This is a genomic window from Flavobacterium sp. RSB2_4_14 (assembly GCF_051547085.1).
Taxonomy (GTDB): Bacteria; Bacteroidota; Bacteroidia; order Flavobacteriales; family Flavobacteriaceae; genus Flavobacterium.
In genome coordinates this window covers 105294-117721 of record NZ_JBPTTL010000001.1, presented here as the reverse complement: position 1 = coordinate 117721, position 12428 = coordinate 105294, and the positions used below count along the sequence as shown (strand labels likewise).

The following is a 12428-nucleotide window of genomic DNA, read 5'->3' as shown; positions in this document are numbered from 1 at the left end:
TTTTACTATTGTCTATGAATAATGCAGTTGCTGGATTTTCTAAATTATCCAAAGAAGAAAAAATTAATTGGATTGCCAATGAATATTTCGCTAATCCATCTAAAGCTATAACTACTATAAAACAATATTGGAATAGCGATTCTAAATTGCAACAATTGCACGATGAGTTTATAGAAAACACGATTACCAATTTCTATTTACCGATGGGAATTGCGCCCAATTTTCTAATCAACGGAAAGTATTATTCTGTTCCAATGGTGATTGAGGAAAGTTCGGTTGTGGCTGCAGCAGCTAAGTCAGCAAAGTATTGGAGTACACGTGGAGGATTTAAAGCAACGGTTTTGAATACTGAAAAAATTGGCCAAGTTCATTTTATTTTCAAAGGCGAAACAACTAAACTTCAATCGTTTTTTAATGCTGCAAAGGGAAACATTATCGCTTCTACTGAAAGCATTACCAAAAACATGCAAAAACGTGGTGGAGGAATTCTTTCTTTAGAACTTAGAGATAAAACAAATGAATTAGAAAATTATTACCAACTGCATGCAACATTTGAAACCAAAGACAGCATGGGTGCTAATTTTATCAACTCGTGTTTGGAACAATTAGCCAAATCTTTAAAAGAAGAAGCGCAAAATTATCCTGATTTTACTGAAGCCGAAAAAGACATTACTATCGTGATGAGTATATTGTCTAACTATGTTCCTAATTGTATCGTTCGCGCCGAAGTTTCCTGTTCTGTTGAAGACTTAGCCGAAAAGAAAATTGAAAATCCACAAGAGTTTGCCGAGAAATTTGTCCAAGCTGTTCGCATTGCAGAGATTGAACCTTATAGAGCAGTAACACACAACAAAGGAATTATGAATGGAGTTGACTCGGTAGTGCTAGCTTCAGGAAATGATTTCCGTGCGGTAGAAGCTGGCGTTCATGCTTATGCTTCTCGAAATGGAAAGTATTCCAGTTTATCACATGCCAAAATTGAAAGTGGAATATTTACTTTTTGGATGGAAATTCCTTTGGCTTTGGGAACTGTTGGTGGTTTGACTTCTTTACATCCATTAGTTAAAATGGCGTTAGAAATATTAGGAAAACCTTCTGCTCAAGAGTTGATGCAAGTGGTTGCGGTTACAGGATTGGCACAAAATTTTGCTGCCTTACGTTCGTTAACCACAACTGGAATCCAAGAAGGACACATGAAAATGCATTTAAATAATATTTTAAATCAATATCAAGCCACTTCAGAAGAACGAAAAGCCATTGCCAAATATTTTGAAAACAATACTGTTTCTCATGCATCTGTAGTAGAATTGATTGAAAATTTAAGAAAATAATCTTTTGACACAAACTTTTTATAGCAACGGAAAACTCCTTATAACTGGAGAATATGTAGTGCTTAACGGCGCAAAAGCTTTTGCATTGCCTACAAAGTTTGGACAAAAATTAATTGTTGATGAATCTGACGGAGCATTAATTGGCTGGACAAGTTTTGATTATGATGGCAGTATATGGTTTGAAGATAGCATTTCATTTTCATCCATTACAAAAAAAGAGCGTTTTGATGATGGTAATCCTATGAAAAATACCTTAATCGAAATTCTGCACGAGGCATATCTGATGAATCCTGATTTTATAACAAATGCAAAAGGTTATTCGATTAAAACAGAATTGACTTTTCCGAAATTTTGGGGTTTAGGAACATCTTCTACCTTAATTAATAATATTGCTCAATGGATAGAAGTTGATGCTTTTGAGCTACTGAAAAGAAGTTTTGGAGGTAGTGGCTATGATATTGCTTGCGCTCAAAACAATACCGCTATTCTATACCAATTAGTAGACGAAAAACCCACTATAGAAATTGTAGATTTTAATCCCGATTTTGCTGATAAAATCTTTTTTGTTTATCTAAATAAAAAGCAAAGTAGCAAATCTGCTATTGTTTCTTACTTCAACTATATTGGCGATGTCCAAAAAACTATTCCTACCATAAATAAAATTACTAAAACTATAGTCGAAACTTCTCAACTCAAAGAATTTGCTTTAGCACTACAAGAACATGAAATAGTCCTCAGTTCTATATTAAAGCTATTAACGGTTAAAGAATCGCTATTTGAAGACTTTGATGGCGTTATCAAAAGTCTTGGTGCTTGGGGTGGAGATTTTGTCATGGCTGTTGCTAAAGAAAACCCAACAGTATATTTTAAAGAAAAAGGGTTTGAGGTTGTCATTCCGTATCATGAAATGATTTTATAAAAAAAGCCTGAAGCTATGCTTCAGGCTTTTTTGATTAGATTGATTTACTACTAATAAAAATCAGCTCTGTTATCTTGGATATCTGCATCATCTTTCAATGCTTGCATAAATCTACTAGCATTTCCAACAACTTGTGGTTTCAATTTATTAACGTAGTCAGTGTATTTTGCAATAGCTGGAGCTTTTGTAACTGCTTTGGTTGAAATTACATATACACCAGAATTTCCTTCAATAGGTTTTGAAATTTGACCTGCTTTAGATGAAAATGCAGTTCCAACTACTTTTGGTTCAAATCCAGCTCCAGGAACATTAGGGTTTTCTATAGTTAAATCTAAAGCGTTCGTTACTGTTACTCTATTAGAAGCTGCAATAGCTGCCAATGATGTACCATTCATTTTTGCTTTAATCTTTTCAGCTTTCTTTTTATTCTTTAAAATTGGCTCAACTTGTGGTCTTGCTTCTTCAACTGCCATTAAACCTTTTTCATTTACTTTTTTCAATTTAGCAATAACGTGTCCAACATTTACTATTTCAAAACGTTTTACACTTCCTATTTTGGTTCCACTTTCAAACGCCCATTTTACAATTTGTCTTTGATTACTCATTGAACCAAAGTTCTCGTCAATAGCTTTAACTCTAACCGATGGATTAACGGTTAACTTCATTTGTTTGGCTAATGCAGCAAAATCTTTGTTAGCAGCATCCATTTCAAATTTTGTTGCTGTTGTGTATGTTTTGTCATTCGTTGCTTCTGAAGGCTCAATTTTTTGAGCAATAGTTGCTAATTTTATAGCATCTTGTTTGTCAGTAACATTAATAATGTGGTAACCAAATTCAGTTTCTACTAAACCAATTTTTCCAACCGGATTATTGAAAACAAAATCATTAAAAGGTTTCACCATTTGTCCTGGTGCAAAGTATCCTAAATCGCCACCTTGTTGTGCAGATGAATCATCAGAGTTTGACATTGCCAAAATCATAAACATAGATGGATTTGCTAATGCTTGTGTTAGTAAACCTTCCGCTTTTGCTTTTGCTTGTTCTTTTGTTCTTTTCTCTTTTTTGTTAGGAACTTGTGTTCCTTCCCAACTAATTAAAATGTGGCTTGCTTTTGATTTAGCACCCGCTTTTCTTCCTAAAGACTTAGAAATACAATAATAATTATTGTACATGTATGGTCCATAAATAGCGCCAGTAGCTAAATTAAATAATTGCTCTGCATTTTCTGCTGGTAAATCTTGTTTGGCAACATACGTTGAATCAAAAGGAATATCAGAATTCATGTTGACAAACTCAGCGTTGTTTGTAACCGATTGAAAACCTGGAATAGTATCATTTTTACCAGTTTCTTTGTTATAACGAACACTTGGTAAAAGTAATGCATCTACATTTTTCTTAATTTCGGCTTCATCTTGAGCAGATGGTTTTTCTTCAATCAGAACATAATCCAACTCACGTGATTCTTCCGATTTGAATTTCTTTTCCTTAGTTTTCATGTAAGCAGTAATTTCCTCATCAGAAATTTTTACATCACTATCTTTAATGCTTGAAAAAGGAACAGCAACAAAATCAAAATTTACTTTGTTTAATTCTGCTTCATATTTCATTTTCCCTTCAGCTTCAGTAGTATACATTGCACCTTTAACCAAAGAATTGTAGATTTGATACTTTGCATTTAGTTCAGCATCTTTTTCTCTTTCTTTCAACATTTGAATCCCCTCAGGATTTGATTTGAAGTAATCTTTAAATTTGGTTAAGTCAAATTTTCCTGCCGCATTTAAAAACATTTGATTTTGTCCAATGTTTGGATCAGCTTTAAATACTTCAACAATATGTTTTTCACCTACACGTAAACCTAATTTTTCGAACTCAGCAGTAAGTAAAGCAATGCTCACTTCTTGATTCCAAACTTGATTTGAAGCTTGTAAAGCAGTCATGTTTTGACCATTTTGTGGATTCTTTTCTGTGTTTGCTACTTTTACTCTAAATTCTTCAAAAGAGATATCTTTTCCATTAACACTTCCTACGTCTTTTGATAAACTTTTAAATCCTTTAGTAAATAAATCTTGCACGACAAATGCCAATAAAGCAAAACCTATAGCCAATAAAAGTAAACCCGAACGTTTTCTAATTTTTGATAAAACTGCCATTTCTATTCTTATTAATTTTTATTTCAGTTTGCGAAAATACAATTATATGTGAAATAATAATACTCACAGCGTTATAATTTCATATATTTTTTGATTTTTTTTGGAAATTAATCCAATATAGTCATTTTTACTAACTCAATTTTTTTGTTAGTAGCTTCTTCAATCAGAAATTGAAAATTTCCTATGGTAATTTGACTTCCTTTTTGTGGAATTTCTTTTGAAAAATCAACAATAAATCCGCCCAAAGTACTGTATGAATCATTCTCGGGAATATTCAATTTGTATTCCTCGTTTAAATATTCAACATCTAATCGGGTAGAAAATAAATAGGTGGATTTGTCCAATTGGTTTTCGATTAAAGATTCTACAGAGTCATGTTCGTCTTCAATTTCTCCAAAGAGTTCTTCCACAATATCTTCCATAGTAATTATTCCCGAAGTTCCGCCATATTCATCTAAAACCACAGCCACACTTTTTCTTTTTTTGGTAAGCAAATTCATGGTGTCTTTAATGAAAACCGTTTCGGGAACAAATTCAACTGGAATCATCACAGACTTGATGGTTCTAGGTTTTTTAAATAGTTCAAATGAGTGAATGTAACCCACAATATCATCAAGGGTATTGTGATACACTAAAATTTTTGAATAGCCCGTTTCAATAAATAATTCTCTCAATTCTACCACAGAACTATATAAGTCAACTGCCACCAATTCTGTTCGAGGAGTCATAATGTCTCTTGCTTTCACTCCCGAAAATTCGAGCGCATTTTGAAAAATTTGAATTTCAGAGTCGATATTTTCATGGTCTTCAACCGAATTCATTTGCTCTGTAATATAATTGCCCAATTCAACTTTACTAAAGGAAAGTGTGATTTGGTCGCCTTCGGTTTTAAAAAACTTTTTCAACACATAATCTGAAATTCCTATCAAAGTAGATGAAATGTAGTAAAACAATTTGTAGAAGAAGTAGGCAGGAAGTGCAAAAATTTTAATAAAACTATTAGCATAAATCTGAAAAAAAACTTTGGGTAAAAATTCAGAAGTTATTAAAACTATTAAGGTTGAAATGGTAGTTTGTAATAATAAATTGGACAAATCTGTGAAATGATAGCCTAAATTTTTGAACCAATTCATTAATAAATCGCCCATAAAAAAACCATAAACCACCATAGCGATGTTGTTGCCAACAAGCATTGTGGCAATAAATTTTGAGGGTTTTTCAGTAAGTTTAGTTAGGATTTTGGAAATAAAATCGTCTTGTTTTTTTTCGATTTCAAGATAGATTTTATTGGAAGAAACAAAAGCTATTTCCATTCCAGAAAAAAATGCGGAAAGTATCAAACACAGAATGATTATTCCGATTTCCATGGATTAAGGTTTTTTGTTTTGGTCTTCAAACTTTCTAGCAAACTTTCTTCTGAAGAAAAACATAAAGACTCCAATTGCCGTAAATCCCAATCGTAAATAGGCACCTTCTTTATTTCCGGCATTGTATTCTCTGAAGCCATCAATTGCAAAAAGGATTGCTGCAATCAAATAGGCGTATTGGGTAAATTTTAAATAGTTCATAGTTATTTTGATTGGACTTCTCCTGATATTTTTTGTGAGTTTATTTTTTTGAAATCTTTACTAAAATCAATTCCTTCTCCATAAGAAACTCCTTTTGGAGAGGTAAATTTAAACTTTTTTTCTGTAAAAAACCATTCATTCTTTTGGTCATAATACAACTGTTCTGTTTCTAGTTGTTCCCCGTTTTGGTTGGATATTTTTACGTTGCCTTGCAAATCGATTATATTGGTGGCTTTGTGCGAAATGGCATAAGCAGCATCAATATAGGTTTCTTTTCCATTTTTATCATATAAAGTGAGATGAATTCCTCTCGGAAACTCAGTATATGGAAATTCAACCGTAGCATAGTCAAGCATTTTTGGACTAATTAGATTGGCTGTAATTCTGCCCGAATCTGTATATTTTAAGTTAATAGAATCGGCATCGCCACTTGGAGCAAATTCAGAAACTCCCATTTTTTGTACATCTTTGAAATTGCTTTCACAGGAAACAATAGTGATACAAAAAAATATCGCAAAGAAAAAAGGAACACTATTTCTAAAAATGGATTTCATTATTTGGATGGAAAAGTAACGGTTTCATTAATCCAACAACCAATGGTTAGGGATTTTCCATTCATTTTTGCTTTTTTAATTTCGTCTTGAGTTAACGATTGTAAAGCATAGTCTGCCGCCATTTTATCTGCCGTTGGTTTTAATTTTGGATCTGCCACACCTGCTTTTTTCACCGTTTGAATAGCTAGATAATACACCGCTTTTTTCTCAAAATCTGTTTTTCCACATTCCTCTTTACTTGAAGCATATTGCTGTGCTAAAAACAAATAAGCTTTTCCCATTTTCGGATCAAAGCTTATGGCTTTGTATAGATATTCTTTTGATTTTGCTTTTTCACTACTTACTAGACCTGTAGCCAATGTATAGTATATAGTTGCTTTTTCAACGGGATTGGTTTGCAATTGTGCTGATTCTTCATAAAAACGAATCGCCTCAGGGAATTTTCTTTGTTTAACAGATGTCAACGCCATGAAATAAGCCGATTGAGCCGTAACTTGTATAGTATACAATTTTTCTGCCATGGTATAGAAAATGGGCTTTGCACTACATTTTCCTGAAAGATTGCTTAAAGCAGTTGATATCCAAACTGTATTTTCTTGATTGGCATCATACTTTTTTTCATAATAAGTACTTAAGTTATCACAAGTTGCTACCTCTTTTGCCAAAGCAATGATTCCGCGTTGTGCTGTTTTATAATCTTCTATTTTGTCAGGATTTGAAATTTGCAATTGGGTGAGCAAGGCATTTACCAAAGTATATTTTTCAAGAACTACATCTGAAGTAAATTTTTTATCGGCTGCTTTGTATTTTTCATAATACAAACTGAAATACAAATAAATAGAATTGGCATTAGTGATACTATTGGGAGCATTTAAAAAACCACTTTCGAGCAAACCGAAGATTTCTTCTTTGGAATCAATTTTATTATCATATAAAGCCATGGCTTTATTCACTTCAAAATCACCAGTAGATAAGGGAAAATTTTTATTGTATAGATCATACAATTTCATTTTATCTCGAACTAAAGCTGTTTTTTCTTCATCATTAACCGCATTGTCAATTTTATATTGAAGAATGGAAAATCCATCAGTGTAAACAGTTTCACTTTCTTTTGGGCAATTTTTTTTCACTTCGCTCCAAAGTTCAAATGATTCAGCTATTTTTTTTGCTTTGTAAAGTTCTTGGTAAGCAGCCATTTTTGGCAAACAGTCATACTTTTGCGCATTCAAAATGGATAAAAATAGAATACAGACAAAAGAAAAGATAGTTTTCATAACTGAGGCTTTTAATCAAACTTACGTTTCACGAACCATCTATCACTAAATGATAATCCTACTACAAAGTTGATATAGTTTTCTTCTACTAAGTTATAGTATTTTGTGCCTCTTTTTCCAATTTCAATACCTAAATTTATATTTGAAAAAGTTCCATTTATAGGTAAACCTACACCAAATGTTCCTGCAAAATCGGTAATCGATTTAGTTTGAAGTACTAAACCCGTGTTTTCATAGCGCAAACCAGCACGATAAGTAACTCTTTTGAAGTAATTGGAATAGGAATTATAATTTGGAATAAAATAACCTCCTAAGTTATAACGAACAGTATTTTCAAAATAGGCATCATCAATATCGTTAAAACGATTCGACATTACACTGTTTTCAATTAAAGAAATTTCTCCACCAATAAGCCAACTTTTCACTCTTCCATAACCTGTTCCAAAGGTTAATTTTGATGGGATTTTAATATCGGTGTCTTCTACGTCAATATCTTGAGATTCAATAACCCCAATGGCACCTGAATTTAAAAATTGAATAATATCAATACTTCGCGCATTGTTAAGTCTCATTTGAGATTGTGGTGTGTAGGACAAACTGGTGAAAAATGCACGATTTCCTTTGAATTTTGTTTGATAAGTAATACCAAAATCGGCATTTATTCCTTGTAAGTTGGAATAATTATTTTCACGTGTTCCATATTGAACTGTGTTTATAAAACGCAAACTTGTAGTTTCAATAGTTCCAAAACTGTATTGAACATCCACTCCAAGATTAATTTTTTTAGTTAATTGATAACCCGCACCAACAAAAAACTTATTGACACCACCAACACCACCATATCTAGAAAACACAGGAGGTGTATCTCCAGATAGGGTCTGAATTTTGTATCCTACAGAACTGTAGGGATAAAGTGCAATAGCGAAACCAAGTTTCCCTGTAGGAATACCTACCGCAAAATAATCGAGCGTAGTACGTTTAGATCTTTCTTCTTGGGTTTCTGTTTTGTAATTATTAGAATTGTAAGTTCCTGCAACGCCAAAAGAAGTTAATTTGAGACTTGCTAAGTGAGCAGGATTTTGAAGATTTATGTGAATACTATCAGGAAAAACAGAAATTCCTCCCATAGAACGAGTGTCAACCGTACCTTTAAATCTAATATCACCTATTCCATAAAATGAATATGCTGATGAAGTTCCTTCTTGAGCTAAAGCAGTAAATGAAATTAGTAAACATAGGCTTACTATAATTTTTTTAATCATTTTTGATTGTATTGAAAAGTTTGGTTCAAACTTTCTAGCAGAAAATTTGAATTGGCAAATATGGTATTTTTTAATCGTTTAGCCAAAAAATCTCCATCACCACCCGTTAAAATTATGATAAATTTAGCGTATTGGGTTTTATATTGTTCGATAAAACCGTCTATTTCAAGAATTACACCATTAATCACTCCGGAGTGAATAGACTCTTGTGTTGAGTTTCCAATAGTATTTTCGGGATATTTTTTAGTAAGTAAAGGTAATTTTGCTGTATGCTGGTGCAAAGCTTCATAGCGCAGTCTTATTCCGGGAGAAATAGCACCACCAAGATAATTGTTTTTAGAATCAATGAAATCATAAGTAATACAAGTTCCTGCATCAATAACTAATCTATTTTGATTTGGAAATTGTAAAACGGCACCAGCTGACAAAACCATTCTATCAATTCCTAAAGTGTCTGGCGAAGCATATAAATTGTGAAATGGAAACTTAGTTTCTTTGGAAATGAAAAAGACGGAAACCTTATTTTCAAAAGTCAAAAAAGTATTTTTTTCAAGATTTCCAACAGATGCTACCACAATAGTATCAATTTTTTGAAATTGTTTTAGAATAAAATCAATATCAGAAATCAATTTCTCTTTGTTTAAAATTACGATTTCTACAGGCTTACTGTCTTCAAAGACAGCGGCTTTTATTCGAGTATTTCCAATATCAATAGCTAAAACCATACAGTTGTTTTTGAAGACGCTAAGTTACGAATAGATTTTTTTTATTAATTGTTTTGGATAAATTAAAAATCGTTCTATATTTGCACCCGCATTAAAAAGGTACCTTAGCTCAGTTGGTAGAGCAATGGACTGAAAATCCATGTGTCCCTGGTTCGATTCCTGGAGGTACCACTGAAACCCATCGCTGAAAAGTTGATGGGTTTTTTGTTTGGTAAAAAACATTGTTATTTTTTTTTAAAAGAAATCATAATCTATGTGTCCTTGGTTCTTTAGAAGCTTCGGGACTGGAGGTACCACTGAAACCCATCACTGAAAAGTTGATGGTTTTTTGTTTTCGGCAATTTTGAAAGTCAAAAAACTTTCGAAACTGCATTTATCACAAAAAAGCGTGTTTATTTCTAAATTTTTCACTAAAATTGACGGTTTTTAAAAATCAATTTTTAATGAAATCAAAATTCATAATCGCTCTTTTCCTTTTATCATGCTTTGTGATTGAAGCGCAACAAAAACTAACAGTTGAGGAAATATACTCAGGAGCTTTCAGACCTGAGGCCATGGATGAACTTGTCGCCATGAAAAACACCAACCAATACACTGTTTTAAATTTTGACCGAGCCACAAGATCCATGCAAATTGATTTGTATGATTTTGCTACACTCAAAAAAGTAAATACAATAATTGACACCAAAAATTTTGTTGAATTGTCTGATGGCATTGACAGTTTTGTTTTTAGCAATGATGAAAAGCAAGTATTACTCGCCAATAATACTAATCCCATTTTCCGTCGATCCTTCACTGCCGATTATTTTTTGTATTCGTTAGAAACAAAAAAACTCACCAAAATTTTAGAGCAAGTACAAGAACCAACTTTTTCTCCCGATGGTACAAAAATAGGTTTTGCCAAAGAGAACAATCTTTATTTCTATGATATTGCTACTCAAAAAACTACTCCAGTAACAACTGATGGCAAAAAAAATAGCATCATTAACGGTATAACAGATTGGGTTTATGAAGAAGAATTTGCTTTTGTGAGAGCTTATGATTGGAGTGCTGACAGCAAAAAAATGGCGTATATCCGTTTTGACGAAACTGAAGTTCCAGAGTTTTCTATGAATATTTTTAAGAAAGAGCTGTATCCATCGGTTGAAACATTTAAATATCCTAAAGCAGGCGAAAAAAACTCTAAAGTCTCTTTACTAGTTTATGATGTTCCTTCAGGAAGTTCAAAAACGGTTGATTTGAGTAAATACAATGATTTTTACATCGCTCGAATCAAATGGACAAATGATGCCAATACACTTTCGGCTCAAATATTAAACCGTCATCAAGATAATTTAGATTTGCTTTTTGTAGATGGAACTTCGGCCAATGCTAAAGTAATTTTAAACGAAAAAGATAATGCCTATGTTGATGTTACCGATAATTTGACTTTTTTAAAAGACAACAGTTTTATTTGGACATCAGAAAAAGATGGTTTCAATCACATTTACTTGTATGACAAGACTGGGAAGTTAAAAACTCAAGTGACTAAAGGCAATTGGGAAATCACCGCCTATTACGGTTTTGATGAAAAAAACAAAACTATCTATTACCAATCTGTTGAGAATGGATCAACAATTAGAGATGTATATCGCATAGGATTAGACGGTAAAAACAAAGTAAAATTATCGCAACAAGTTGGTACGAATGCTGCTACTTTCAGTCCGAATTTTGACTATTTTATCAATTCGTATTCAAGTTCAAGTCAACCAACAATTTATTCTTTAAATAATTCTAAAGATGGTAAACAAATCCAATCCATTATTGATAACAAAACGTTAGCTGAAAAAGTAAAAAAATACAATTTACCTACCAAAGAATTCTTCGTACTCACTACTGAAAAAGGAAACAAGTTGAATGCTTGGATGATAAAACCTTCTGATTTTGATGCAACCAAAAAATACCCAGTTTTCATGTATCAATATTCTGGACCAGGTTCACAAGAAGTGGATAACAAATGGAATACAGCAAATGACTATTGGTTTATGATGTTGGCACAACAAGGCTATATTGTTGCCTGTGTAGATGGAAGAGGGACAGGTTTTAAAGGTGCGGCTTTTAAAAAATGTACTCAAAAAGACTTAGGAAAATTGGAAGTGGAAGATCAAATTGACGCCGCCAAAGTCATCGGAAACTATGGGTATGTGGATAAAAGTAGAATAGGTATATTTGGCTGGTCTTACGGCGGATTTATGTCGAGTAATTGTTTGTTTAAAGGTGCTGATGTTTTCAAAATGGCAATTGCCGTTGCACCAGTTACCAACTGGCGTTTTTATGATAGCATTTATACGGAGCGCTATTTACAAACCCCACAAGAAAACCCGAATGGTTATGATGATAACTCACCTATAAATCATGTAAGTAAATTGAAAGGAAACTTTCTTTTAATTCACGGAACTGCTGATGATAATGTGCATGTTCAAAACAGTATGCAAATGATAGAAGCTTTGGTACAAGCCAACAAACAATTTGATTGGGCAATATACCCAGATAAAAACCACGGAATTTATGGAGGAAAAACCAGAATACAATTGTACAACAAGATGACCACTTTTATCAAAGAAAAATTATAACAACTAAAACCAAAACTAAAACTAAAACAAATC

Annotated in this window: 10 protein-coding genes and 1 tRNA gene; 4 read left to right on the top strand and 7 right to left on the bottom strand. The window is 32.7% G+C overall.

All coding sequences use genetic code 11. The annotated features are described in order from the left end of the window. The first annotated feature begins 14 nt into the window (after positions 1-14). Entirely contained in the window at positions 15-1331 is a 1317-nt protein-coding gene (locus tag ACSVH2_RS00530; RefSeq protein WP_438091207.1) for a hydroxymethylglutaryl-CoA reductase, degradative, read from the top strand. 4 nt (positions 1332-1335) lie between these two features. Beyond that, entirely contained in the window at positions 1336-2250 is a 915-nt protein-coding gene (locus ACSVH2_RS00525) for a GYDIA family GHMP kinase (protein WP_438091206.1), read from the top strand. Positions 2251-2300: 50 nt separating this feature from the next. Here the strand turns inward: ACSVH2_RS00525 and ACSVH2_RS00520 are convergent, their stop codons facing one another. From ACSVH2_RS00520 to ACSVH2_RS00490, 7 genes are all read right to left on the bottom strand, one after another. Then, positions 2301-4400 carry a peptidylprolyl isomerase gene (locus ACSVH2_RS00520; RefSeq protein WP_438091205.1) on the bottom strand — a complete coding sequence of 700 codons (2100 nt, stop codon included), beginning with the start codon at positions 4398-4400 and terminating at the stop codon, positions 2301-2303. A 107-nt stretch (positions 4401-4507) separates the two neighbouring features. Beyond that, complete coding sequence (locus ACSVH2_RS00515; RefSeq protein ID WP_438091204.1) at positions 4508-5767, bottom strand: hemolysin family protein; 1260 nt, start codon at positions 5765-5767, stop codon at positions 4508-4510. Between the two features lie 3 nt (positions 5768-5770). Next, complete coding sequence (locus ACSVH2_RS00510; protein WP_438091203.1) at positions 5771-5968, bottom strand: hypothetical protein; 198 nt, start codon at positions 5966-5968, stop codon at positions 5771-5773. 2 nt (positions 5969-5970) lie between these two features. Further along, a complete protein-coding gene (gene lptC, locus ACSVH2_RS00505; RefSeq protein WP_438091202.1) occupies positions 5971-6522 on the bottom strand; it encodes an LPS export ABC transporter periplasmic protein LptC in 552 nt (183 codons plus the stop codon). Continuing rightward, positions 6522-7796, bottom strand: coding sequence for a hypothetical protein (locus ACSVH2_RS00500; RefSeq protein ID WP_438091201.1), 1275 nt, complete (start codon positions 7794-7796; stop codon positions 6522-6524). Before ACSVH2_RS00500 ends, lptC begins: the two co-directional genes overlap by 1 nt. Before the next feature lie 11 nt (positions 7797-7807). Next, positions 7808-9058, bottom strand: coding sequence for a hypothetical protein (locus ACSVH2_RS00495; protein WP_438091200.1), 1251 nt, complete (start codon positions 9056-9058; stop codon positions 7808-7810). After that, entirely contained in the window at positions 9055-9783 is a 729-nt protein-coding gene (locus tag ACSVH2_RS00490; protein ID WP_438091199.1) for a type III pantothenate kinase, read from the bottom strand. The genes ACSVH2_RS00495 and ACSVH2_RS00490 overlap by 4 nt, the downstream gene beginning before the upstream one ends. Positions 9784-9881: 98 nt before the next feature. Here ACSVH2_RS00490 and ACSVH2_RS00485 point away from each other — a divergent pair. Both ACSVH2_RS00485 and ACSVH2_RS00480 read left to right on the top strand, forming a co-directional pair. Then, positions 9882-9954: transfer RNA gene (locus tag ACSVH2_RS00485), tRNA-Phe, on the top strand. Positions 9955-10226: 272 nt separating this feature from the next. Beyond that, a complete protein-coding gene (locus tag ACSVH2_RS00480; protein WP_438091198.1) occupies positions 10227-12395 on the top strand; it encodes a S9 family peptidase in 2169 nt (722 codons plus the stop codon). Positions 12396-12428 lie beyond the last annotated feature (33 nt).